Source organism: Caulobacter sp. D5 (assembly GCF_003185805.1).
GTDB lineage: Bacteria > Pseudomonadota > Alphaproteobacteria > Caulobacterales > Caulobacteraceae > Caulobacter.
Genome location: NZ_QHJY01000048.1, coordinates 1 through 24,431, shown reverse-complemented (window position 1 = coordinate 24,431; position 24,431 = coordinate 1). Strand labels below are relative to the sequence as shown.

Annotated in this window: 19 protein-coding genes and 1 tRNA gene; 19 read left to right on the top strand and 1 reads right to left on the bottom strand. The window is 64.5% G+C overall.

Features of this window, described 5'->3' with window-relative positions:
* From DMC18_RS03635 to DMC18_RS03565, 16 genes are all read left to right on the top strand, one after another.
* The coding region (locus tag DMC18_RS03635; protein ID WP_158285853.1) for an Ig-like domain-containing protein at positions 1 to 1,417 on the top strand (1,417 nt) is incomplete at its 5' end.
* A 67-nt stretch (positions 1,418 to 1,484) separates the two neighbouring features.
* The gene (locus tag DMC18_RS03630) at positions 1,485 to 5,756 is read left to right on the top strand and encodes a transglutaminase domain-containing protein (protein ID WP_110121552.1); all 4,272 of its coding nucleotides are present in this window, start codon (positions 1,485 to 1,487) and stop codon (positions 5,754 to 5,756) included.
* Between the two features lie 14 nt (positions 5,757 to 5,770).
* Positions 5,771 to 8,410: an RHS repeat-associated core domain-containing protein gene (locus DMC18_RS03625; RefSeq protein ID WP_110132699.1), complete on the top strand. Its 2,640-nt coding sequence runs from the start codon at positions 5,771 to 5,773 to the stop codon at positions 8,408 to 8,410.
* 809 nt (positions 8,411 to 9,219) lie between these two features.
* Positions 9,220 to 9,495: a tyrosine-type recombinase/integrase gene (locus DMC18_RS03620; protein WP_255580251.1), complete on the top strand. Its 276-nt coding sequence runs from the start codon at positions 9,220 to 9,222 to the stop codon at positions 9,493 to 9,495.
* A gap of 326 nt (positions 9,496 to 9,821) precedes the next feature.
* Positions 9,822 to 10,367 carry a hypothetical protein gene (locus tag DMC18_RS25880; RefSeq protein ID WP_158285852.1) on the top strand — a complete coding sequence of 182 codons (546 nt, stop codon included), beginning with the start codon at positions 9,822 to 9,824 and terminating at the stop codon, positions 10,365 to 10,367.
* Positions 10,364 to 10,801 carry a hypothetical protein gene (locus tag DMC18_RS25570; RefSeq protein ID WP_146217962.1) on the top strand — a complete coding sequence of 146 codons (438 nt, stop codon included), beginning with the start codon at positions 10,364 to 10,366 and terminating at the stop codon, positions 10,799 to 10,801. Before DMC18_RS25880 ends, DMC18_RS25570 begins: the two co-directional genes overlap by 4 nt.
* A 416-nt stretch (positions 10,802 to 11,217) precedes the next feature.
* Positions 11,218 to 11,937: an RHS repeat-associated core domain-containing protein gene (locus DMC18_RS27130; RefSeq protein WP_370443964.1), complete on the top strand. Its 720-nt coding sequence runs from the start codon at positions 11,218 to 11,220 to the stop codon at positions 11,935 to 11,937.
* Positions 11,937 to 12,308, top strand: coding sequence for a hypothetical protein (locus tag DMC18_RS25560; protein WP_146217961.1), 372 nt, complete (start codon positions 11,937 to 11,939; stop codon positions 12,306 to 12,308). The genes DMC18_RS27130 and DMC18_RS25560 overlap by 1 nt, the downstream gene beginning before the upstream one ends.
* A gap of 680 nt (positions 12,309 to 12,988) precedes the next feature.
* Positions 12,989 to 13,555 carry a hypothetical protein gene (locus tag DMC18_RS03600; protein WP_146217960.1) on the top strand — a complete coding sequence of 189 codons (567 nt, stop codon included), beginning with the start codon at positions 12,989 to 12,991 and terminating at the stop codon, positions 13,553 to 13,555.
* A complete protein-coding gene (locus tag DMC18_RS03595) occupies positions 13,552 to 14,361 on the top strand; it encodes a hypothetical protein (protein WP_110132697.1) in 810 nt (269 codons plus the stop codon). The genes DMC18_RS03600 and DMC18_RS03595 overlap by 4 nt, the downstream gene beginning before the upstream one ends.
* Positions 14,358 to 14,888 carry a hypothetical protein gene (locus DMC18_RS03590; protein ID WP_110117714.1) on the top strand — a complete coding sequence of 177 codons (531 nt, stop codon included), beginning with the start codon at positions 14,358 to 14,360 and terminating at the stop codon, positions 14,886 to 14,888. The genes DMC18_RS03595 and DMC18_RS03590 overlap by 4 nt, the downstream gene beginning before the upstream one ends.
* Positions 14,864 to 15,418 carry a hypothetical protein gene (locus tag DMC18_RS03585; protein WP_110117713.1) on the top strand — a complete coding sequence of 185 codons (555 nt, stop codon included), beginning with the start codon at positions 14,864 to 14,866 and terminating at the stop codon, positions 15,416 to 15,418. Before DMC18_RS03590 ends, DMC18_RS03585 begins: the two co-directional genes overlap by 25 nt.
* Before the next feature lie 23 nt (positions 15,419 to 15,441).
* A complete protein-coding gene (gene gspD, locus DMC18_RS03580) occupies positions 15,442 to 17,343 on the top strand; it encodes a type II secretion system secretin GspD (protein WP_110117712.1) in 1,902 nt (633 codons plus the stop codon).
* Positions 17,333 to 18,025: a hypothetical protein gene (locus DMC18_RS03575; RefSeq protein WP_110117711.1), complete on the top strand. Its 693-nt coding sequence runs from the start codon at positions 17,333 to 17,335 to the stop codon at positions 18,023 to 18,025. Before gspD ends, DMC18_RS03575 begins: the two co-directional genes overlap by 11 nt.
* A 202-nt stretch (positions 18,026 to 18,227) precedes the next feature.
* The gene (locus tag DMC18_RS03570; protein WP_110117710.1) at positions 18,228 to 19,919 is read left to right on the top strand and encodes a GspE/PulE family protein; all 1,692 of its coding nucleotides are present in this window, start codon (positions 18,228 to 18,230) and stop codon (positions 19,917 to 19,919) included.
* On the top strand, positions 19,912 to 21,126 hold the full coding sequence (locus tag DMC18_RS03565; protein ID WP_110117709.1) for a type II secretion system F family protein: 1,215 nt from the start codon (positions 19,912 to 19,914) through the stop codon (positions 21,124 to 21,126). The genes DMC18_RS03570 and DMC18_RS03565 overlap by 8 nt, the downstream gene beginning before the upstream one ends.
* Positions 21,127 to 21,571: 445 nt before the next feature.
* On the opposite strand, the gene DMC18_RS03560 is transcribed toward DMC18_RS03565, so the two are convergent.
* Positions 21,572 to 21,647: transfer RNA gene (locus DMC18_RS03560), tRNA-Ala, on the bottom strand.
* Between the two features lie 139 nt (positions 21,648 to 21,786).
* Between DMC18_RS03560 and DMC18_RS25875 the strand changes: the two genes are divergently transcribed.
* From DMC18_RS25875 to DMC18_RS03545, 3 genes are all read left to right on the top strand, one after another.
* Positions 21,787 to 22,101, top strand: coding sequence for a YggT family protein (locus tag DMC18_RS25875; RefSeq protein ID WP_110117708.1), 315 nt, complete (start codon positions 21,787 to 21,789; stop codon positions 22,099 to 22,101).
* 14 nt (positions 22,102 to 22,115) lie between these two features.
* Positions 22,116 to 22,409 carry a DUF167 family protein gene (locus DMC18_RS25870; RefSeq protein ID WP_158285851.1) on the top strand — a complete coding sequence of 98 codons (294 nt, stop codon included), beginning with the start codon at positions 22,116 to 22,118 and terminating at the stop codon, positions 22,407 to 22,409.
* Between the two features lie 187 nt (positions 22,410 to 22,596).
* Entirely contained in the window at positions 22,597 to 24,387 is a 1,791-nt protein-coding gene (locus tag DMC18_RS03545; RefSeq protein ID WP_110132696.1) for an ATP-binding protein, read from the top strand.
* The last annotated feature ends 44 nt before the right edge of the window (positions 24,388 to 24,431 follow it).

Below are 24,431 nucleotides of genomic sequence, written 5' to 3'. Positions count from 1 at the left end.
CGGCACAAGCGCGGCGGCGACAGTGAGCCTGACGGTGGCGACGCCAGCGGCGCCGACCGTGGCGGCGGTGTCGACCTCGACGGCCTACAACACCGCCAAGGTGATCACCCTGGCTCCAAGCGGCGTCTACAGCGGTCTGGCGATCGCGGGCCAGCCCACGAAGGGAGCCGTGAGCCTCAGCGGTTCCGCCGCCACCTACACGCCCACGAGCGGCGCCTACGGGGCCGACAGCTTCACCTACACGGCCACTGGCCCTGGCGGCACGAGCGCCCCGGCGGCGGTGAGCATTGCGGTGGCCACGCCCGACGCGCCGACGGTCTCGGCCCTGTCGGCCTCGACGGCCTACAACACCGCCAAGGCCATCGCCCTGGCCCCGAGCGGTATCTACAGCAGCCTTGCAGTCGTAACCGCGCCGACCAAGGGGACGGTGAGCCTCAGCGGATCCACCGCGACCTACACGCCGTCGAGCGGCTCCTACGGCTCCGACAGTTTCACCTACAAGGCCGTAGGCCCCGGTGGCGACAGCGCCGCGGCCAGCGTCAGCCTCAGCATTGGCAATCCGCCCACGCCTACGGCCAGCGATGTGACCCAGGCGGCGAGCTATAACGCCGCCACTGCCTTCAACATCCCGTCGGGCGGCGACTGGGTCTCGCTGAACATCGCCACTCAACCGGCCCACGGCGCCGTTCAAAGCGCCTGGAACGGTACTGGCTGGACGTTCACCTACACGCCCAATAGCGGCTATTACGGTCCCGACGCTTTCATCTACAACATCACCAATCCCGGCGGGTCTTCGGGCAATCGCACCGTATCGCTGACCGTGGCGACGCCGCCCGCTCCGACAGCGGCCAATGTCGGCCTGTCGCTGCTATCCATGACCAGCGGGCAGGTGAGTCTGTCGCCTGCAGGGGTCTACAGCGGCGCTTCGGTCGCCAGCGGGCCAGCTCACGGAGCGGTCAGCCTGTCGGGCCTGACGGCCACCTACATGCCCAGCGGCGTCTATGTCGGCGCTGACAGCTTCACCTATGTCGCCTCGGGGCCGGGCGGAACCAGCGCGCCGGCGACGGTCAGCGTCACGGTGCAGAACCGCGCGCCGACGGCCAACAGCGACGTGGCCGACACCGATCTGGGCGTGACCAAGTCCATCTTCCCGCTGGCCAACGACACCGATCCCGAAGGGCAGGCCCTGACAATCGTCTCGGCCTCGGCCAGCAGCGGGTCGGTGACGGTCTACCCGACCTATCTCAGCTACACGCCGTCTGCGGTCGCCGTCATGGGCGCAAGCTACACGATCACCTACACGATTTCGGACGGCAACGGTGGGACGGCGACCTCGACCGTCGCCGTGACCATCAACGACACCAGCGACCAGGGTGAGTGTCACACTGGTCCTGGCGGCACGTGGGTGTGCAGTTGACACCGCCTCGCCGCCTGATCGTCCGCAAATCCAGCCTTTCCAACCCTTTCGTCGAGTTCGACACCCCATGACCCGTGATGAACGCTGCTGGGCCGCTTTGGGGCTCGCCACCGCCTTGGGGCTGGCGCTTGCGGCGCCGGGCGCGGCTCAGACAACCGAGGCGCTGTCGGCTCTGCCTTCGGTGCGCATCACGAAGGGGCAACTGGCCGCGCCCTCGTCAGTAAGCACCTGGAGCGGCGAGCAGGTCGACGGGCTGTGCCGTAACTTCGCCGAGGTGACCGCCATCTGTCCCGCCGGTGGTCGTCCCGTCGCGCCCGAGGTCAAGGCTCTGGCGACGGCCCTGCGGCATGATCCAGACCTGATCTACGAATACGTCCGAAACAGCGTCGACACTGAGTTCCTGTTTGGCGCGCACAAGGGTGCGCTCGGGGTCATCATCGACCGGTCCGGATCGCCCTTCGACCAGGCTATGCTGATGGTCGAGCTCCTGCGGGAATCCGGCTTCACGGCGCGATACAAGTTCGGGACCCTGACGCTCGTAACTGAAGGGTTCCAAGCCTGGACCGGCATATCCAACGCCGCGGCCGCCTGCCGTCTGCTGGCCGACAGCGGCACGCCGGCGATCATCAACGGTACGACCGATCCGACCTGCGGTTATACGGGCGATGTTACTTCGGTGACGATGTCGCACGTCTGGGTCGAGGCCGACATCGGTGGCGGAAGCTACTTCTTCGATCCCTCGGCCAAGCCCTATGAGCACCGCGCTGGCATCGACTTCCGCACCGCCATGGGCTTCGACGCTTCAGGCCTCTGGAGCGCGGTCACCGGCGGCATGACGGCTGGCACGGAGTCCGGCGTCGGCTATGTCAGCAACCTTAATCAGGAACAGTTGAGCGCCAAGCTTCAGCAGTTCACCGTCGCCGCCGATGCGCGGTTGAAGCAGGCGGACCTGGCTGGCGCCGACATGGTCGACGTGATCGGCGGACGACGCCTGATTGCCGCAGGCGATCGTCCTGTGGGAGGCTGGCGCCAGAGCAGGCCGGCCAAATATAGCGAAAGCGCCACCTGGGCGGGTATCCCGTCGGCGTTCCGCAACAAGATCATTTTGCGATCGGCAGTTACAAGCTCGCTTAACGGCCAAGCTTACGAACTTGTGAGCGCTGCATTCTTCACCGACGAGATCTACGGTCGTCGGCTCGAACTTATGTCCGAACCGCTTGGAAGCGCAGTCGAAGCATCGCAATGGATCCCCACGGTAAAGTTCGATGGCGAGACGCTCCAGCAAGGTAATCCATTGCCGTTCACAGGCAGCCTAATCATTCCACTCGACATTCAAATCAACCACCCGTTTCCAAATGGGTATGGTGATGTGGTCATCACCAAGACGATCGATATCTACGCGCCTGCAGCGATTGTTCACGGCTGGGGGAGATCCTCCGCCAATTTGGAGGCGAAGTGGGCCTCCGAGCAGGCATTCGACAATGTTGGTTATGTGACCACCAAGTCGGCCGACTCCGACATCGAAGTTCATGAGGGGGTCGGGGATTTGACTCGCTCTAGGGTGGCGGCTGCTTGGTTGGCCGAGTCGAGCCGCGCTGGAGAGCTCCTCTCCGAAATGGCCGGAGCGCGTTTCGTTCCGTTACACAGTGTTGGCGTGGTGTCCTCCGACCAGAACAACGCCGCCGTTCCGAGCGCGCCGGGGATTAATCCAAAGCCCGCCAATTCGGGCTTCGTCACCAATGACGAGGTCACGATCGTAGATGTGGAATCCAGCTTTAGCGTCGTCTCGCGTAGCGGCGATCTGAGCGCCCAACGGACGGCAGTGCACGCTATCGCTGCCGTTGACGCCGCTCTTGAAGGCGGGGTCATGGTGCAGGCGCTAGACACGCCCGACGCAATCTCCACAGCGGCTAGGCTAGCTTGGGGGAATAGGCCCGAAGCGAACGAAACTCCTGATCTGGCGCCACGCAGGATCTATAGATTTACCTCCTCTGCGGATGCCGCTTCGGCATTGAATCTTAGCGTCTATGACGGCGGCTCGGGGCCGCTTGCGGCATACGGTGATGCTCCTGCCGTTACTCAGTCTCAAGTTGACTTCATGCGCGGCAAGTTGAGCGGCGCTATCAAATCATACGTCGATGCCGGCTTCGAAGTTGTTGCATCGAATGAGTCTTCGCTCGGCCCGGGACATAGAACCGGAACGGAGTACGCCACTTGGAGTGCTCTAGTTAGTATAGGCGCCGTTTCCTACTCCGTAATAGAGCCGTTTCGTTGCAGCGTCAGCATAGAAGTTGGTGATCCTGAGTATGAAGATGGACTACCGACCCTCACGCCAACGCTCGATACCGGTGATGGTCTTTCTTGTCCCATGTCATCGGCTCCGCAAATTGCTACTGTGGATAAATTCCGTGATGGCTCGGCGAACATCACCATCAATAGCTATGAGCGCGGCCCCAGTCTGCAGCGTGGAGGGGCGTTGATTGCGACGAGGTATGACCCGTCGGGCGATCCTCTTGAGATCGCGCATGCTCTGACGCGCTACGGCATGCTGACCAAGGGCGGCGGTGCGCCGGCCGTGTCCTCGCTGGAGATCAGCAAGGTGGGGCATGATCGCTCGCCGCTGATCGCTTCGGCGGCAGCGGGTGGTGCAACTTCCTTTTCCTCTCCAACCGAGACGTCCATCGGTTCAGGCGAGTTTCCCTACCGCCTGGAGCGCCATACCGAACTGCGTGGCGGCAGCTATCCCAGTTTCCCCGACTATCTTGATGACGCCAGCCGGCAAACCTATCGGCCCGGCGCCGGTCCGGTCAGCAATTGGGAGGCGGGGGCGGAGATTTCATCGTCGGTCTGGGAGGCCTTCGGCCAATCGCGTATCCAGGCTTCCGCTTCGACCCTGGCTGCCTTTGCCGCCATGCAATGGGTCTGGAGCCAACCGCGCAGCGCCCAGCGCGAGGTCTCTGGAGCGCTGATCGCTGATTGGTGGCTAAAGAGCTGGCGTCATAACCTCGTCACCGTGCAGCAGGGGGCTTCCAGCGAAAGTTTCGTTCGCTTCAGCGACGGCGGCTATTGGCCTGCGGGAGGCGGCGCATCTCGTTTGACGGTGTCCGGGAGCCCGTTGCTCGTTCGTCCGCCCTATCTGCGTACGAATCTTGCGTTTGGGGCCAAGCAGTCCAAGGCCGTGGTTCGCGCCTGGGATTACAGTGGCATGGCCATGTCCCTTCGCGGCGGCGGCGGCGATATCCGCGCCTACAGCTATTTTGGCCGCAAGCCCGCCGTTCCCGGCGCATCCGGCCAGCCTGACGCGCTGCGTGGTTTCCGGCTGGCCAGTTGGACCTTCCCGCGCGGCGTGCAATTGAGCCTCCTCTATCCGACGACGGGGGATTATCGGCCCAGCCGCATCAATTCCAGCCTGGGCTACGGACTGGACCTGGCCATCACGGCGCCGACCATCGGATGCGAGGCCGTCACTTCTACCGACGCGTCGCTGCAGGTCACGAAGATGACGCCCCGGCCGCCGATCGCGCGCAGTATCTCGCAGCGGCCGGATCCGAACTGCAGGCCGCTGGAGGTGTTCGGACCGGCAGACACGACCACGCCGCTGGTCCGCTATGGCTATGATCCGGTCGGCCGGGTCGTCGAGAGCCGCGATCGCCTCGGCGCAGTGCAGGAGCGGCCAGCCTACGGCTTCCTGATCGCCGACGGCTACCGGGCCGAGACCCTGGATCCCATGGGCGGCCGATACGCGATCGAGACTCTGCCCGGAGGCGGGCTGGTGGTCGGAACGGCGAGCGTCGCTGGCCAAGTGCGCAACATCGATGAGCTGGGGCGCACGACCCGGAGCCTGATGGATGGACGGGGGCGGGTGTTCAAGCGAACCTACCCTGAAGGCAACTATGATCAGTTCGAGTACGACGACCGCGACAACGTCACCAAGGTGATCAAGGGCGGCAAGCCCGGGTCGGCACTCGCGGATCTGGTGGTGACGGCCGAATACGACACGGTGTTCAACAAGCCGCTGTGGCTCAAGAACGCGCGGGCGCACCGAACCGACTACACCTATGTCGCCTCCGGGGCCGGGGCGGGTGAAATCGCTTCGATCATCCAGCCGGTTGTGAACGGCGTGCGTCCGGTATGGAGCTTCGAGTACGGCGCGGCGGGCCTGCCGACCAAGGTTACCGATCCAACCGGCGTAGTCACGGCGACGGCCTACGACGCCCTTGGCAACCCGAAGACGTCGATACTGGATTCGACTGGCGTCAACGCCCAAGCCTGCAAGACGTTCGACGCTGTCGGCAACGTGACCAGCGAGCGCGATCCGCGTGCGGGAGCCTGCCCGTGAGAAGGTCTTCGAGCATGGGAAAGAAGGCTTGGCGGCTCGCAGCGGCGCTGGCGACGATAATGGCGCTCCTGACGGGCGCGGGCGCCGCGGCCCAGACGCTGACGGCGGCGGACTACACGACCTACTACCAATACGACGCCATGCGGCGTCCGACGATGAAGGTCGGGCCTGATCCCGACGGCGCCTCGGGCGCGAACAAGCGCCGGGCCGAGAAGACCGTCTATGACGTCGAGGGGCGGGCGACGCGCGTCGAGGTCGGCACCGTTGATGGCGTCTCCCTGGACACGGCCGGCGCGGTCACGGTCGCGGGCTTCCTGGCGCTTCAGACGACCCTGTTCACCTACGACGCTGTCGGCAACAAGACGCAGGTCTACGCTAACGGCGCGACTTCGGCCGCGGTCCTGACGCAGACTCTCTACGACGATCTGGACCGGCCTCTGTGCCAGGCCGTGCGCATGAACGCCGGCAAGCTGGCGGACCTCTATGCGGCGGGAAACCGGCCGGACGCCTGCTTCCTGGAGGCGCCGGGCTTGGAAGGGCCAGACCGGATCGGCAAGACGGTCTACGACGCCGCCAGCCAGGTTCTTCAGACTATCGAGAGCGTAGGTACGGCCGAGGAGCGGACCTACGCGAGCTACACCTACACGCTGAACGGCAAGCAGCAGACGCTCACTGACGCCAACAGCAATAAGACCACGCTGATCTATGACGGCTTTGACCGGCTGGTGCAGCAGAACTTCCCGTCGACGACGCGCGGGTCGGGAACTTCGAGCACGACCGACTTCGAGCAGTACGGCTACGACGCCAACGGCAATCGCGTCGGCTGGCGACTGCGTGACGGGGCGATCATCGACTACGCCTTCGATGCGCTCAACCGGATGATCGGCAAGAGCGGGGCCAGGGTTCCCGGCGTGGCCTACGCCTACGATCTGGCCGACCGGCCGACCTCGACCCTGTTCACCGCCAGCGGGACCGGCGTGACCTACACCTACGACACGGCCGGGCGGCAGAAGACCGAGACGACTTTCGGCCGCACCCTGACCTACGACTACGACCAGGCCGGCAACCGGACGCGGCTGACCTGGCCGGATGGGTACTACGTCGCCAACGTGGTCGATGGGGCCGGTCGCCTAGCGTCGGTGGCCCTGACCACCAACACGCCTTCCGTAACCTACGGGTTCGACAATCTGGGGCGACGCACCGCGGCGGCCGTCGGGACCGGCGTGTCGTCGGCCTGGGGGTTCGATGCGGGCGATCGCCTGACCAGCCTGTCGCACGACCTGCCGGGGACGGCGCAGGACGTAACCTTCGGCTTCGGCTACAATCCCGCAGGCCAGACGGTGAGCCAGACGGTTTCCAACAGCGCCTATGTCTGGGCTGCCTCGAGCACGAGCCAGGCGGCCACGGCCGACGGCCTCAATCGCGACGCGGCAATCGCCGCGATCGGCGGCGGCGACTGCGGGGCGACCGGCAAGGGCTACGACTGCAACGGCAACATCACCAACGACGGGGCAGGGCGCGCCTTCGGCTATGACGGCGAGAACCGGCTAACGACCCTGGCGGGGCCGGCCAGCGCCAGCCTCACCTATGATCCCCTGGGGCGGCTCTACCAGGCCACGGTCAACGGGACTGCGACCCGGTTCCTCTATTCCGGCGACAAGCTGGTGGCTGAGTATGACGATGCGGGCGCGCTGCTGCGCCGCTACGTGCCCAGCTACGGCGTCGACGAGGCGATCCTGTGGTGGGAGGGGGCGGGCTTCTCGGATCCGCGCAGCCTGCACGCCGACCGCCAGGGCTCGGTGATCGCGTCTTCGACTGGCGGTCAGGCCAGCGTCTACACTTACGGTCCCTATGGCGAGCCGGGCGACAACTGGGGGACGGGCAGCCGCTTCCGCTACACAGGCCAGATCGCCCTGCCAGAGCTGAAGCTCTATCACTACAAGGCGCGCGCCTATGACCCCGCCAGGGGATGGTTTCTCCAAACCGACCCCATCGGGTACAACGACGACCTCAATCTCTACGCCTATGTCGGCGGGGATCCGCTCAATCGGACAGATCCGACGGGCATGCAGGCTGCGCCGAAGGTGCCTCCGCGTAACGAGCCAAGGCCTAGCTCACCAGCCAATGACAATGGGCCCCGCCCCGCAAACGACAATAACCTGCCTCGGCTTCAGCGTTGGGGTCCGATAGCTGCGCTGGGTGCAGCTATCGGTGACGCTATTAATCGTGCGGGTTTTGAAGCTGCAACTCGGCGAGTACAGGAAATCCAATCGGGAGAGGACCCGGATAGGCCGTACAATATTGTGTATCACTATACAGACTATACTGGAGCGCTGGGTATTGGCGCGGCTCAAATGATTAAGCCTGACGCGCGTCAACGTACCTACGTAACATTTGAGGCGATGGGGCCAGAAGAGGCCCGAGATAAGCTATTTATCGGCGGGCAGGCGCGAGCCTCGCGCGGTCAGTATGTTGTCATTGTTGCGCTTCCGGTCGGTTACCCAATGGCGGCGGATCCATCGACTAACCAGTTTGGGGCGGGTTTCTACGCACCTGGCCCGATACGGAACACTCACGGCGCAGCGCCGGGGCCACGTTTCCTGTACGTAGGTCCAAATTACATACCCAATGACTCTGCGTGGAATATCCCGTGATGCAGCCTCAATCTCCCTTGGAAAACGCCGATATTGCATACGGTTTGATGCAATTTATCATAAGATCAAAAGAGGAGTCTGTAAGTGCAAGTGTCCTTTTTGACGATTCGTCGCGATTGGTTTGTGAATATCTGAGGAATATGTTTGAGGGTAATGCTGTCACTAGCGATAGTGAATGGCGTCGCTTTAGATCGCTGTCTTTTTCTATTGACTCTGATAGTGAGGTTTTTGGTATATTGATTGATAGGTTGTTATTTCTAATAGGCCGTCACGAGTCTTTGGCGAGATATTTAAGTGCGTCCGATGTCGACAGGGCTGTTGAGAATTTTTTCGCGCCTTTCGTTCGCACAGAGGAGGCCCGTCAGCTTTCAGATTTTCGAGTGCGCGAAGCTTTGCGAAAATCTTGAGGCGCGGAGTTTGGTTCTCTCGTGACATTGTGGGGCGGCAGCCTTCTAGCTTTTTCTTTGATCGAGCGTGAGGCGAAGTTCAGCCCGGGGGGCACCGGTTTGAAAGGCGCTCTTTGAGCGGACACACATTACGCACACCTGCGCTATCGGCTTAAGCTGCTGATATCGCTGCGGTAATCGGAAATCCTGAACCTACATAGATTGCACGTATGTTCTCGCTTCGGCCTGTAAGTCTTTGAATAGGCTGGGAAACGACCATACATAGTTTGTACGTATGTTGGATCCGCGCCCAGAAGTGCGTGTGCGGAGCCTTACCCATGACCTGCGAGAAACCTCGCCTGGTTCTTATGGAAAAGCTCGGCCTTTTCATCGCCCATCGCTCGGCCAAACCCACGCCGTTATGTGCGCGCGGCGGGCTTGGGCAAGGCCGGGGCCTGCCATCTCTTCCGCCACACGGCCGCGACCCTGATGCTGGAGGGCGGGGCCGACATCCGCTTCATCCAGGAGCTGCTGGGCCACGCCAGCCTCTCCACCACCCAGATCTACACCCGCGTGATGGTGGGCAAGCTCTCCGAGGTGCACGCGGCCACCCATCCCGGCGCGCGCCTGCCCAGCGACCAACTGGCCGGACTCCGTGCGGCGCTCGACGCCTCGCCAGCGCCCGACGACCAGGCCTAAGCGCCCCCAGCTTTTCCCTCTCAGCCGGCCTCTTTGCGCGCCCGCCAGGGCGTGCGAAGCCTTGCGCCTGATCTTTGACATGTGAGTCCGCGCGCCCGTCCGCGTGGGGCCCAAACCGCTTCAAGGGCGAAATCGGGTTTTTGCCGGCGCCGCCGTCAAACCGCGCGCCGCAAAGCCGGGCCGCGCCTGGGAAAATCGGCCGAGTTACGACCAGGGCGCGTCGGGGGGATCAGTCTCTCCAAACCGACCCCATCGGCTACGAGGACGACCTCAATCTCTACGCCTATGTCGGCGGAGATCCGCTCAATCGGAGCGACCCGACGGGCATGCAATCGGTTCTACGAGCAGCGGCGCCGCCGATTGCAGCAAGCGGCGGGCCAATAATAACCAATGCTCAAGCCAACCAGCTGGAAAATGATATCAAAGACTCCGCAGCAAACCTCGGCGCGAGGCTTAATCGCGACGCCGACGCGCTTGCTGGTTTGGCCGTATTCGGCGCTCGCTCGGCTAAGAGCGAAGCGAAAAAGTGGGAGCGTGCTTGGCGTAGCTTGGAGGGACTTGTTTCCCGCTCTGACGCCAAAAGCGAAAGAATGGAAAGTCAGTACGCGCTCATTGCGATGCGGAGCGGACTTTATCCTGATAAAGATCAGGGGGGATTGGTGGAGCTTAGGGTCGGAGATGTTTGGAAATATGGAACGTCGGCGAATCCTGAGGATAGGTACTCGCCGATAGTTCTTCGTGCGCTTGGTTTGGCTATGATGGTTGAAACTATCGGCACGAGGCCGCAAGTTCTGACTCAGGAGAGGGTGCAGATAATTGAATATGTTCAAACACACGGCCGTAGGCCGCCTGGGAATCCGATTTACAAATGACTAGAATATTCTTTACAGCGGCGGTGTGGTCGGACCTGAAGTGGCAGTCGATAGCTGCATGTGAATATCTTGATGGCGCCTTTTCTTATGATAAGACCGTTGTTTCCCCCCTAAAAAATGTCGATGAGGTATCATTTGTTATTGTTTCTATACACGAGAACGAAGTTGATAACGAAAAATCTGTAAAGAAATATTCTAAGAGGGGTAGCTATAGGGATTTTATCACTGGAGATAGGAGGCGTGTTCTTTCCTTGGGCGTTGGAGTTTTGCCGAGCGATCTTTCTGGAGTTGATGGTGATGGGTTCGCCAGGGTTTTTTTAAAAAATTTAGTGCAATCGATTCAAAATTCGCGCAATATATTCAAAAATGACGTCGAGTTTGAGTTGTTTTGTATGGAAATAGGCAAAAGAGTACAGGAGTTGCTTGCATATTAAGTGAGCTGTGTTTGGCGTTGTGGAGCCAAATTTTTGCTTTTTTTAGCTGGGTAGATTTGAGGGAAGTGATTGACCGCCATCGGCGGCTATGTGCGCGGCGGGCGTCCGTAAGGCCGGGGCTTGCCATCTCTTCCGCCGCGCCGCCGCGACCTTGATGCTGGAGGGCTGGGCCGACATCCGCTTCATCCAGGAGCTGCCGGGCCGCGCCAGCCCCTTCCCACCACCCAGATCTACACCCGCGTCATGGTGGGTAAGCTCTCCGAGGTACACGCGGCCATCCATCCCGGCGCGCGCCTGCCCAGCGACCAACTGGCCGGCCTCTGTGCAGCGCTCGACGCCTCGCTAGCGCCGGACGATCAGGCCTAAGCGCCCCCAGCTTTTCCCTCTCAGCCAGCTCTTTGCGCGCCCGCCAGGGCGTGCGAAGCCTTGCGCCTGATCTTTGGCATGTGGGGCCGCGCGCCCGTCCGCGTGGGCCCAAACCGCTTATAGGGCGAAATCGGGTTTTTGCCGGCGCCGCCGTCAAACCGCGCGCCGCAAAGCCACGCCGCGCCTGGGAAAATCGGCCTAGTTGCGACCAGGGCGCGTCAGGGGATCAGTCTCTCCAAACCGACCCCATCGGGTATGAGGATGGGCTCAACTGGTATGCCTATGTCGGGAACGATCCGGTCAATAAGACCGATCCTTCGGGGCAATGTGTTTGGGATCTCTGTATTGGTGAGGGGTATGTCGCGGTTACCGCCATCACGGTAGCTACCGGTGTTTGCGTCGCGACGCGTTGCGTTGAGAACGGCGTTAGAGCTGCGGGGCAACTGGGGGAGCGCATTCGCGACTTTATCAGTGAAAATCGCTCAAAGCCGGATACGCATGGTGATACGGATGCGGACGGAAGGCCTCACTCCGTTCCTGATGGAAAGGGCGGCTATACGACCTATGGTCCACGGGATCCGGTGACTGGCAAACCGGAGTCTACTAAACAGTACAGGCCCGCGCCCGGTAAGCCTCACGGCCCGGTCGAGCGGCCGAATGTTAAGGATCGTCCAGCAGCAACGCGTCCGGACGGAGCTCGTGTGCCCGGCAAGCCGGAAGTGCGAAAGCCGACGCCCGATGAAGTTCCAAAGCCGAAGGAGCCCAGCTGATGGATGCGTGGACATTGGCTATTTTTCTTGATGAACTCAGCCCCGCAATGGAAGTCGTCGATAGCTTCGTATTCTTAGATCGAAAACGTCTAGGTCGCGAAAAGCTCTTGTCTAAGATTGGAGAGTATTCCTCTACACGAGAGGCTCAAAATTGGTTAAATATGGTCCCGGTCGATGACTTTCTATCGGAAGTGATTGATGACTGGGATGTTGCGTTAACCGATGTGGAAAGCCTGAGGGAGGTCTACGAACGATCCTGGCGTTCGGTCGTCAAATCTTTGGGCCTTCGTGGCGAGGATGTTGAGGTAAAGGTTCTTAGGGACGTGGAGGTTGGCGACCTCATTTTCCGCCTTGAACAGGTTAACTTCTGACTGGACACGGATGCGAAGGCCTCCGCTGCGCCGATCAGCGCTAATCTGGTTTACGATCCACTCGGGTGTCGCTACCAGACCGCAATCAACGGGACCGTCACCCAGTTTCTCTATGCCGTCGAGTAGGCTGGGCCGAGCGTGAAGAGCCTCGTATCTGCAATGCCTATAGCTTTTCGAAGAGGGAGTGTCCCTTAAAGCGAGTAACCACTGGTTGCGCGCTGGGCTTATATGATAGCTGTCGAGCCTGGAAGTTTTCGTGCGGGGGCGGGGCGCGTCTGGGGCGGCGCGCGCCGAGTGCAACATCATTACTGGCGTCCTTCATAGCGACCCGCGCAACAGCGACGGGTTCGCCGCCGTCGATGCGTTGGTCGCGCTCGTCGTGCTCTCGATGTGCTTGGCGCTCATCATGGCCTCAGCCCAGTCCGCCCTTCGTGCTGGAGGGAGGGCGGCCGAGATCGCCGAGGCTCAAGCTCTGCTTCGCTACCTCGCCGAAACCGCCCCAAGCCGCCCGGACCGAGCCAGCGGCCGCAGCGATCGATTGGTCTGGTCGCGCGACGTCTCAAGCGTCCCAGACCCAAATCTACGTCCCAAGCTGTGCCGCGTCTCGATCGAGCTTCGGAGCGGTGCTAGCCGAGGTCACTACGCTCTTTCCACCGAACGTCCTTGCCCGGGATCGCCTGATGCGGGATGACGGCTACACCTTGGCCGAGGCCTTGGCGGCGATCGCGATGATCGCGCTGGCGATCGGCGGACTGACCCAGGCGGTCCATCTCATCGGCCGCGTGCAATCGAACGCCACCACCGAGGCGAGAAGTCAGGCGGATCTGGCGCGGCTGCAGCAAGCGCTCGACCAGCATCTCTCGAACATCGGTCTGGTCTGGTCCGACCTTGGCGGGGCCTTCGGATCGGCGCGATCGGCGAGCCTGCCGTGCGCGGGCCAAGCCGCTTGTGTCATGTCGCTGGCCTGGGATGGAAACGGCGAGACCTTGTCCGTGACCGACGCCCGGGGCATGCGACGTGACTATGTGATCGGTTCGCAACGCGCTTCGTTGCGATTCATAGACGCCAAGGGCGCCCACACCGGCTGGCCGCCTGCAGACCCCAGGCCCCGTCGGCCGCTATTGGCCGTGGCGATCGTCGATGAGGGACGCAGTCAGCGCCCCCTGGCGGTGGGGCGCGTCTGGTCGCGCCAGCCGGCCCCGTGCCAGTTCGACGCGGTGTCTGGACAGTGCAGGGACGCGTCTTGATCACGCCGGCCAATCTTCAATTGATAGAGGCGCAGACCAGCGACGCCGCTGTCGAGCCTCAGGTCCAGCCCGCGCGCGTCTTTGCAAGATCGATCATGACGCCGGCCGGCTGGCCGTGGGAACAGGTTCGCGCCGCCGAAATCGAAGCGCGCCATGCCACGCCCCTGCCGCTTGGCGATGTCGTCTCGCAGGTGCGTCGTCTCGAGGCGTGGCGACCTTCCAGGCCAAGCCGTTTTGCCGCGTTCTACGTGCGCCGCGGTCAAATCGGTGAACGATTGGAGAGCGACGTCCTGCTGTCTGGTGAGCGTCACAGGGTGGTGTTTGTCTCGCCAGTTCAACGGAGGCGGCGTTTTCAACTCTTGGCTGGTGCAGGCGTCGCTGCGGCCCTCCTGGTGTTTGGCGCGGTCCTGGCCGCCGTGAGCGCAAAACAGACGGGCGACGCGGCCGAGCAAAGGCTAGCCGTCTTAGAAGCCAAGGCCGCCGCCGATCTCCGGCGGGCCCAGATCGTGCGACGGCAGCGCAAGTTGTCTGAGGCGATCGAGGATCGCGACCGCGGTCCGGGCTTCGAGGCGCCGCTGTCGGACCTGGCCTGGTGCGCCCGCAACAAGCGCCCTGAGGCGCGGGTCCTGGCATGGCACTGGGAGCCTGGACTGACGGCCGTGGAGAGCCGCGGACAGGACACGCCCTTTGTCGTTTCGGATCGGCCCGTCCAGCGATCCAGCGCAGCGGTACGGCGGGGCGTCTGGTTGTGGGGCTTGGGCGCGGCGGGCCAGGCGACCCCGACGGCGGCGGAGATACGCCAATGAGCGCGCGCGTCATGGTCCCTGGACCGCTGCTGCTCTTTGGCGGCTTCGTCTTCGCCGCGAGCTTGGCGCTGGTGACGGCCTGGGGGCTGGCGGGCTTGGCCCGGCCAGCCGAGCTTGATGCGCGACTGCACGCCGTCGACGTCATGCAACAGCGGACGGCCAAGCTGCTGGCCGGTCGGAGCGGGCGATCGGTCTATTCGCCGCAAGCGGTCTGTCCCTCGACGTCTGCGGCGGACCTTGGCGCCTTGCGTGAGCGCCTTGGCGCCGTCGCCGCGGCCTCAGGCCTTGGCCATGTGCGGATCGAGGCGACGGCTGACGAGGCCGCCTTCGACGATCCGCTCTCTCCCATCCAGTTCAAGCTGGAAGCCAGCGGTTCTTATGCTGGCGCGATCGGGCTGCTGAACGTTCTCCAGCGAGGGCCGGTTCTGGCCTATGCCGACGCCGTCGATCTCTACGCGGAGGACGCCGCCACCGTTCGCATCGCTCTGAAGGGACGCTTCTATTGCTGGACCGCCGCCTCGTCCTGATCCTTAGCGCCGCGCCGATCGGGCTGGTGCTGGGCGTGGCCGCCTGGGCGGCCGCCGGCGGCCCGAAGATGGCCGACGATCGCATCGCCGCCTTGGAGGCGACCCAGCCGCGCATGCGAACCGCCGGTAAGCCCGCCGCGCCGGTCGTGGGCGACTGGGCTGGCGCTCCGACGCTGTTCGACGCCGTCAGTCCCCCAGAGCCCCAGGTTCGTTTGTTTGGCCTGTCTCGCAGCACCAGGCGAAAGGCTGCGCTGATTTCGATCGGCGGCGCGAGCCCCGTCTGGATGACCTTGGGCGAAGCGCGCGACGGCGTCACGCTCGATGCGGTGCTTGCTGACTCGATCACGATAGACACCGTCGGTGGACCGCGGGACGTGCGTCTAGGCGAGGCGACCGGTGGAGCCAGTGGCGAGGTCGGATCAGCGGCCTTGGGCGCTGCGAACAAGAGCGTGGACGGGCCAGAGATCGCTGCGGTTGTTGGGCGCGGTCCGCCGCCGCCGGCCAGCGCGCCGCCGGGCAGCCGGCTTTGAACGATGAAGAGAGCGGGTAAAGCGTGTCGAGTTTGAGAAACGGCGCAGCAGCGGTCTGGCTGTTGTTGGCGGCTATCGGCGTTGCCGTTGCGGCGCCACGCCTGAGCTGCGCGCAGGAGCGGCAGGAAGCCTACTCCTTCGTCTTCCGCGACGCGGACGTCGCTCAGGTCGTCGATGAGGTGCTCGGCGCCAACCTGAAGATCGCCTACACGATCGATCCTAGCGTCACCGGCAAGATGTCGTTCCGGATCGATCAGCGCCTGACCCGCGCCCAACTCTATGAGGCGCTTGAGGCGACGCTGGCGACCAACAACGTGGTCATGGTGCAAGAAGGCGAGAGCGTACGCGTGACCTCGCGCGCCAAGGCGAAGGGCGCGGCGGGCGTGCGCACCGTGGGAGATGGATCGCGCGGCCGCGCCGGCTATGACGTACTGGCCGTGCCGATTTCTTTCGTGGCGCCAAGCGAGGTGGCCAAGGCGCTCGAAGCCATGAGCGGCTCCAACCTGGTGCTCTATGTCAACGACAAGCAGGGCTTGATCATCCTGGGCGGGGTGGGCTCAGAACTCGACGCGGCCCAAGAGACCATCAAGGTCTTCGATCGGAGCGCTTTTGAGGGGGCGCGCATCCGTTGGTTTGATCTGCGGCAGGTTTCGGCCACGACGGCGGCCAGCGAGCTGGAGCGCCTGCTGCAGGCCGGCGGCATGACCGCCGTCACCGTCGTGCCGATGAAGCGGCTCAATGGCCTGGTCGTACTGGCCAGAACCGCCGCAGCGCTCAATGAGGTGGGCGGGTGGGTCCAGCGCCTCGATGTGGCCGCGCCGAACGCTGGTCTCAGCCTCTGGGTTTATCACCCGCGGTCGGCCTCGGCCGAGACCCTTGGCGTGACCTTGGCAAATGCTTTGGGCGCAGAGGCGAGTGTCCCGGCAAGCCTGCCGGCGACAACAAGCACGACGTCGTCAGTCGGGGGCGCAAGTCCTGCGGCCAGTTCGGTCACGCTGTCGAAAACTGCCGGTTCAGAAGGCGAGGACGGTGTTCGCGTCAGTATCGACAAGGATTCCAACGCGCTGTTGATCTTCGCTTCCCAATCGCGCTGGCTGCAGATTCAAAAGACGCTCGACGAAATCGATCGCCCCGCCAGCCAGGTGATGATCGAAGCCTCGATCTTGGAGGTGACCTTAAGCAAGGACTTGCAGTTTGGTGTCGATTGGCAGTCGCTGGGCGCCTCAGGCAAGCTGACAGCGAGCTCGATCTACAATGACTCAGCGGCGGTCGCACCGACCTATCCCGGATTTTCGATCACCTATCTGAGCGGCGACATCAAGGCCGCCATCAACGCCTTGGGGTCGAAGACAGACGTGGAGGTGGTCTCCGCGCCCAAGATCGTCACGCTCGACAAGAAGGCCGCCAAGCTGGAGGTCGGCGATCAAGTGCCGATCGTGACTCAATCTTCCCAGAGTACGGCCTCGGGCGATGCTGCTTTGGTCAACACGGTCGACTACCGCAACACCGGCGTCATTCTGAATGTCACGCCGCGGATCACCGGCGACAGGCGTGTGGTGCTGGACGTGGCTCAGGAAGTCAGCTCCGTCGCCAAGACCGTCACCTCCGGGATCGACTCCCCAACCATCCAGCAGCGCAAGCTGGAAAGCACTCTGGTCCTGGCCGATGGTGCGGTCGTCGCCTTGGGCGGCCTGATCAGCCGTTCGCGCACGAAAAGCGATTCCGGCGTGCCGTGGCTGCGTGATGTTCCCGCGATTGGGTCGCTCTTCAAATCGCAGAGCCACGACGAGACGCGCACCGAACTCATCGTTCTCCTAAGCGCCAAGATCATTACCGACCCCAGCAGCGCCGGCCGGGCGATGGACGATCTCTATGCCGATATGCGGGAATTGAAGACCCGCGGCATGCTGCCCGATGGCCAATAGGACGGACGGCTATATCAGCGCCGCTGCGCTCGCCTTGGTGTTGGCCATGGCGACCATCGTTGGGGCGGTGAGTTTCCGGGGCGTGTCGGCCCTGCGCCAGGCCCAGCGCGACTTGGGCAAGCTGCAGGCCGACTACGCCCTGGCCGGCGCGCAGGAGCGCGCCATGGCGATGCTCGCGGCGGGCGCCGCCGATGGTCGCCAGATCTTTGCGATCCCCACCGATCTGGGAACCGCGACAGTTCTGGCCGAGCCGGAGCGCGACAAACTGCGCCTGGCCGATGGTGTCCGCGAGGCTGACTTGGCCGCGCTCGGCGTGGCGGACCCTCACGCTCTGGCAGCGCGGCTCACCGCATTGGGAAGCCTTTTCCCGTCACCCGCACTGGTTGGTCAGCTGGCTGCTGCGCCAGACTGGCGGGCATGCGGCCCATCCCTGATTTCCGGGTGGGGCGAGGCCCATGAGGTCGATTTGGGCCAGTTTGGATCGCCTGGACAGCGCGGAGCCGGATCCCGCTTGGGTCAGGTCTGGCGGCTTCGGGCGAGGCTGGGCTCAGGATGGACGGACGAGCGCTTGGTGCGCTTTGTCGGTTCGGATGATCTGGCGGCGGCGGTAATATGGCGAAGCTTCAAGCGACAGGCGAGCGCTGCGGACCTGTGTGTTGGCAAGAAGGCTCAAAGCGCATGACCGCAGGTTGGCCGGACGACGTGAACCTTGCTGCGGCGTTGGTTCTATGGCTGGGGGCGGCGGCGCCGTTGCGCCTGGCGCTCGCTGGCAAGGCAGGGTGGTCGATGCCTACGGGGGCGCGCCCAGTCTGGGGCCGATTGGCTTTTAGCCGTTGCCTGGCTTTCGCATCCTGGACCGTCGGTCTTGTCCCGGAGGCTGGTCTATGGCGGATGTGACGCGCCTGGAAAGCGATCCGTCCCAGCGCCAACGCGCGGCCCTGCTGGAGAACCTACTGGAGGCGGGCTTGGTCGACGCTTCAGCAGTCGCGCGCGCCGAACTGGTCGCTGGCCGCACGGGCCAGCCTGTCGAGCAAGTCCTCAATCAGCTTGGCGCGCTGGCCGATGATGATTTGGCTGCGGCCTATGCACAGATCTCGGGCTGTGAAATCTGGCAGCCCGACCGCTTGGCTCCCGCTGTCGATCCGGCCAGCATAGGCGTGTCGGAAGATTTCCTGCGGCGTGCGCGGATCTTGCCGCTGCGCCGTGTTCCAGGCGGCCTGGTCTGCGCGGCCTGCGATCCGCTCGACAATGAGGCGCTCTCGGGCCTCGTCTTCGCCACGGGCCAAGCCGTCAGCCTCTTCGTGGCCCGTCCGTTGGACTGGCGCCGAGCAATCGAGACGCTCTTTGGCCAAGCCGCCTCTTCGCCGATCGATGCGCCCGACGAGCGGCGGCTCGAACGCGAGATCGATCAGGTGGCCGATGGGGCGCTGGAAGGCGGTGGCGCTCGGCTGGTGGCGGCCGCTTTCGAGGCCGCCTTGGCCGCAGGCGCTTCGGACATTCATTTCGAGCCGCGGCGGCATGACCTAGCCGTTCGCCTGCGGATCGACGGACGCATGGTCGAACATATGGTCGTGTCGGCCGATCTGGCCGCTTCGGCCGTCTCGCGCATCAAGGTCATCGCCAACCTCAATCTTGGCGAGCGGCGCTTGCCGCAGGATGGGCGCACCAGTTTCGTGGTCGGCGGCAAGGCCGTCGACGTGCGCGTAGCCACCTCGCCCAGCGTGTTTGGAGAATCGGCGGTATTGCGAGTTCTCGATCGCACCGCTGTTCCGCTCGACCTGAACGCTCTGGGCCTGACCGGCGAAGTGACCCAAATTCTGAACAAGGCCGCCCGTACGCCGCATGGTCTTTTCCTGATCACTGGGCCGACCGGCAGCGGCAAGACGACGACCCTCTACGCCATGCTGCAGAGTTTCGCCGGCTCGGCCAAGAAGGTGCTGAGCATCGAAGATCCGGTCGAGTATCACTTCGAGCATGTCACCCAGACGCAGGTCGCAGCACACCTTGGACTGACCTTCGCTGCAGCCCTGCGCTCATTTCTGCGCCAAGACCCCGATGTCATCCTGGTGGGCGAAATCCGCGATCCGGAGACGGCGGCCGTAGCCGTTCAGGCGGCTATGACCGGTCACCTCGTACTCGCCTCGATCCACGCCAACGACGCCATGGCGGTGCTCCCACGTCTTCGGGACATGGGGGTGGAGCCCTACCAACTCGCCGCCGCCTTCCGAGGCGCGGCGGCGCAACGGTTGGTCAGGCGCCTGTGTCGGCACTGCCGCGAAGAGATTCCGCTGGATGCCGCGTGTGCTTCGATTCTGGCCGCAGCCGGTATGGCTTCGAACCAGACCATGTACCGCGCCGTTGGTTGCTCGTCCTGCAGCGGCGGTTATCGCGGACGCCTGCCGATCGCCGAAGCTTTCATTGCCGATGAAGCCATGCTGCGTGCGATGGCCAAGAGCGCCGAAACCGTCGATCAGGCGCGCAGCCTTGGGCTCTTGCCCATGCTCTTCGACGGCCTTTCCAAGGCGACGGCGGGTCTGACGACCTTCGAGGAAGTCACGGCGGCGGTGCATGGCTGAAACAGCACAGCGCTTCGATTATCGAGCCGTCGACACTCAGGGGCGAAGGATCAACGGCTCTCTCGAGGCCAGCAGCGAGGGGGCGGCCTTCGAGGCCTTGCGGCGTGACGGTCTGGCGCCGCTCAGCCTGAAGCCTGGCCGCTCGGCGACCGGCGGCGAAAAAAGCCGAAGCGGCGTTGACGACCGCAAGTTAAGCGCGCTGCTGGGCAGCCTTGCCGATCTGATGCGGGCGGGAGCCGACATCCGATCGGCCCTCGCAATCTTGGGCGGGTCGAAAGCGCCGCGGGCCGTCCGTGAGCTTTGCCGCAAGCTCGCCGTTCAGATCGCTGGCGGTGAAGTTCTGGAGGTGGCGTTTGCGCACAATCTGCCGGCCAAGGACGCCTTCGTCGCCGCCTTCGTCGCCGCTGGTGAGGCGTCTGGGGATCTGCCCGGCGGTCTACAGCGAGCCAGCGATCTGATGGCTTCTCGGGTGCGGCTGCGTCAGCAACTGATCTCGACCCTGTCCTATCCGCTGTTCGTTCTAGTCAGCACCCTCGCGGCGATGCTTGTGATCCTGCTGTTTGTCGTGCCGACCCTTACGCCGCTGGTCGAAACTTCCAATGGACCGCCGCCGCTGGTGCTTGGGGCCTTGATCCGGGCCAGCGCGGTTCTTCAGGCGATCGGCCCCTTGCTGGCGACGGCGGCGGGGATCGTCGTCGTTGTTCTGGCGCTGCTGAGTCGTCTTGGCCTGCTGAGAAGGCCGCTTGATCGCCTGCTGTTCGACGGGCCTACCGGCGTTCTAGCTAGACCTTTGATTTTTGGCCGTTTTGCTATCGGTCTTGGCGGTATGTTGGCGGCGGGCGCGCCGATGTCGGACGCGCTGAGGCTCGCCGTCCGCGGTGTCGGCTCGGCCGCGGCGCAAGGGCGCCTGGCAGCAATCGCGCCTTTGGTGCGTCAGGGTATGGCTCTGTCGGCGGCGCTCGAACGCACGCCTGGTTTTCCACCGTCCGTGGCCCAGTTGGCGGCTGTCGGCGAGGCGTCCGGCGCGTTGGGGCCAATGCTGGCGCGAGGAGGTCAACTGGAGGAGGAGGCCGCCATGCGCGGGATCGACGCGATTGGTCGTATGGCTGGTCCCGTGCTAATTGTGCTTTTGGGCGGCCTAGTGGGTCTTCTGATGGCGGGCTTGCTGTCTGGCGTTACGGAATTGAACGACGCGGCGCTACGCTAGTCGCAAGGCTGACCTTCCGATCCTAGGTCGGCGCTGCGATGTGGCCGCCGGGCGCTGAGGGGCCTCAGGCGCCTTGCTAGGCCAGCATGGTGTCGAGAATTTCGGAAGCGACACGCTGCCTGGCATGGGGCCACTGGGCGGCGGCCTCAATCTGCTGCTGCTGCCGTGAGGCGAAGCCGCGCTTGCCCGCGACGTGGCTGGCCCGTGGGGATCTCCTTGATCGACAAGCTCAGGATCTCCGCTATGGGCGGAACAGCTGCGCGGCGATGCAGGCCGTCTTCTGACATAGCTTGAGGCGGCGGCGTAACGCGAGCCTATCTCAGTGGATCTCACGAAGTGTCGAACAGGCCCGCCGAAGCTCGGCAAAACCGTGGGGAAAAATGTGGTGCGGGTTTCTGAGGCACCGAGCATTTTCAAAAGAAAACAAGCGCTTAAGCCGGATCCTTGGTGGAGCCGAGGGGAATCGAACCCCTGACCTCCTCATTGCGAACGAGGCGCTCTACCATCTGAGCTACGGCCCCAAGGAAGCGCGGAGATACGGTGGCCGGCGGCGTCCGTCAAGCGGCAGTTGCGCGGGTCCGCGCAGAAGCCGGAAACAGCGCGGCCTTGCCAGCGGGGACAGGGGCGGGCAAGAAGCGGGCGACCTTTCGCGGAACGCCCATGGCCAGCCTGATCCTGTTCGTCTTCTTCATCCTCGGCTCGCTGCTGAACCTGCTCAAGTGGGCGGTGATCATCAGCGCGATCATCAGCTGGCTGGTGGCCTTCGACGTCATCAACCTGCGCAACCGCGCGGTCTATTCGATCAGCCGCTTCCTCGACGCGGTGACCGCGCCGCTGCTGGCGCCGCTGCGCCGGGTGATCCCGCCGCTGGGCGGCGTCGACATCACCCCGATCATCCTGTTCCTGATCATCGTCGGCGTGCAGTCGTTCCTGCTCTATCCGCTGCGCGGCGCGCTGCTGAGCCTGCTCGGCTGAGCCAGAAGGCCCCCGTGGCCGTCCCAGTCGCGCTTCTCGCCGTGCGCCTGACGCCGCGCGGCGGGCGCGACGCGATCGACGGCTGGGCGGCCGACGCCGACGGCCGTCCCTATCTGAAGGTCCGGGTCAGCGCCCCGCCGGTCGAGGGCGAGGCCAACGCCGCCCTCGTCGCCCTGCTGGCCAAGCGCCTGTCCGCGCCGCGTTCGGCCGTGCGGGTGGCCTCGGGCGCGACCGCCCGCCTCAAGCGCATCGAGGTCGAGGGCCTGGCGCAAGAGGCGCTGGACCGGCTGCTCGAACGTCCGGCCTGATCCCTTTTTCAACGCCAGGTGCGACAAATCGGCCGCCGGTCGCGCCGCGCCCTCGCAAGCGCGCTTTGGCTGTGCCATTGAAAGAATAGTGTTCTTTCACGGCCTCTTGGAGGTCGTTTGTCCAGAGTTCGGGCGCCCAGAGTTCGGGCGAAAAACGGCGATCACCAGGGCCAATGGGGGCCGCGCGATGAGCTCCAAGGCCGCAAGCATCCAGGCCGTAGGCGACAAGGCCGCCAGCGTCAAAGACAGGCAGGCGGCGATCGTCCGCGCCGCCGCGGCCCGGCGGGGCAACATCTATCTGCGCCTGACCGCGACCATCTCGATGGCGGCCATACTGCACATCTATATCGGCATGCGCTGGGTGTGGGTGTGGGCGGCCGCCTATGCGATCGCCCAGCTGTTCGAGCTTTGGCTGTTCCAGGCGCTGAAGGAAGCGCCCGAGCGCGCCCTGGCCGGCTGGCGGCGCTGGGCCCTGGCGATCATGCCGGCGGTGACCTCGATCATCTTCGGGGCCCTGGCCCTGCCGCTGTTCGCCTCGAGCCAGCGCTTCGCCCCCCCCCTGGGCGGCATGCTGCTGGCCGGGGCCCTGCTCAACGTCATCGTCGTCAATGTCAGCCTCAGGTCCGCCACCCTGGCGGCCGCGGCGCCGCACATCGTCTACCTGCTGATCGTGCCGTTCATCGGCCGGGCGGCCAATCCCGACGCGCCCCTGGCCAACGCCCTGTGGTTCGGGGTGCTGCTGCTGATCTTCTCGGTCGCGGTGGCCGCCCGCACCCTGGAGGCCGCTCTCAAGGCCGAGGAGGCCGCCAAGGCCGAGGCCGAGCGCCGCCGCCACGAGGCCGAGGAAGCCGTCGCCGCCAAGAGCGCCTTCGTGGCCATGATCAGCCACGAGCTGCGCACCCCGATCAGCGCCATACTGGCCGGCGCGGCGCGCCTGCACAGCGAGGTTCCCGAAGCCTCGTCCAAGGTCCACGCCCAGCTGATCGCCGACGCCGGCGCGATGATGCGCACCCTGCTCAACGACCTGCTGGACTTCTCGCGGCTGGAAGCGGGCCGCATGGCGGTGGAGCGCGCGCCCTACAATCTGCGCCAGGCCCTGGCCGACACCCTGCGCCTGTGGCGTCCCGAAGCCCAGAAGAAGGGGCTGAAGCTGCGGGTCGAGGGGGCCGTGGGCCTGCCGCGCTGGGTGTCTGGCGACAGCTTGCGCCTGCGCCAGGTGCTCAACAACCTGCTGTCCAACGCCATCAAGTTCACCGAGCAGGGCGGCGTCACCGTGGCCCTGGCCGCCCATCGCCAGGGCGAGGGCTGGACCCTGGAGATCGCCGTCACCGACACCGGCCGGGGCATCGAGCCCGAGGTCATGCCGCGCATGTTCACCCCGTTCGACCAGCTGAACGCCGAGGTCATGCGACGGCACGGCGGCTCGGGCCTGGGGCTGGTGATCAGCCGCGAGCTGGCCCGGCTGATGGGCGGCGACCTGTCGGCCGCCAGCGAAGGGCTCGGCCATGGAGCGACCATGCGCTTCACCCTGCGGCTGGACGAGGCCCAGGCCCCGGCCGCGGCCGACGACGTCGCCTCGATCGTCGGGGCGCGGGTGCTGGTGGTCGACGACCACGTGGTCAACCGCCGGGCCATCGAGCTGGTGTTGCAGACCTTCGGCGTCACGCCCGTCCTGGCCGAGTCCGGCGAGCAGGCGCTGGAGATCCTGGCGTCGGCCGTGTTCGACGCGGTGCTGATGGACGTCTACATGCCGGGCCTGGGCGGCCGCGAGACCACCCGCGTGCTGCGCGCCGAGCCGGGCCTCAATCGCGGCGTGCCGGTGATCGCGGTCACCGCCTCCTCCACCCCCAAGGACTGGGAAGCCTGCCGCGCCGCCGGCATGAACGCCCACGTCGCCAAGCCCATCGACCCGGCCCAGCTGCACGCCGCCCTGGTCGAGGTGCTGCCGGTGATCCCCGCGCGGACCGTGGCGGCTTAAGGCTGCCCTCTCCCACCCGGAAACACCTCTCCCATAGGGAGAGG

Coding starts and splice junctions, on each gene's coding strand:
- DMC18_RS03630 (WP_110121552.1), top strand. CDS start 1,485: ATGACCCGTGATGAACGCTGCTGGGCCGCTTTGGGGCTCGCCACCGCC.
- DMC18_RS03625 (WP_110132699.1), top strand. CDS start 5,771: ATGGGAAAGAAGGCTTGGCGGCTCGCAGCGGCGCTGGCGACGATAATG.
- DMC18_RS25880 (WP_158285852.1), top strand. CDS start 9,822: ATGCAATCGGTTCTACGAGCAGCGGCGCCGCCGATTGCAGCAAGCGGC.
- DMC18_RS25570 (WP_146217962.1), top strand. CDS start 10,364: ATGACTAGAATATTCTTTACAGCGGCGGTGTGGTCGGACCTGAAGTGG.
- DMC18_RS25560 (WP_146217961.1), top strand. CDS start 11,937: ATGGATGCGTGGACATTGGCTATTTTTCTTGATGAACTCAGCCCCGCA.
- DMC18_RS03600 (WP_146217960.1), top strand. CDS start 12,989: ATGCGGGATGACGGCTACACCTTGGCCGAGGCCTTGGCGGCGATCGCG.
- DMC18_RS03590 (WP_110117714.1), top strand. CDS start 14,358: ATGAGCGCGCGCGTCATGGTCCCTGGACCGCTGCTGCTCTTTGGCGGC.
- DMC18_RS03575 (WP_110117711.1), top strand. CDS start 17,333: ATGGCCAATAGGACGGACGGCTATATCAGCGCCGCTGCGCTCGCCTTG.
- DMC18_RS03570 (WP_110117710.1), top strand. CDS start 18,228: ATGGCGGATGTGACGCGCCTGGAAAGCGATCCGTCCCAGCGCCAACGC.
- DMC18_RS03565 (WP_110117709.1), top strand. CDS start 19,912: ATGGCTGAAACAGCACAGCGCTTCGATTATCGAGCCGTCGACACTCAG.
- DMC18_RS25875 (WP_110117708.1), top strand. CDS start 21,787: ATGGCCAGCCTGATCCTGTTCGTCTTCTTCATCCTCGGCTCGCTGCTG.
- DMC18_RS03545 (WP_110132696.1), top strand. CDS start 22,597: ATGAGCTCCAAGGCCGCAAGCATCCAGGCCGTAGGCGACAAGGCCGCC.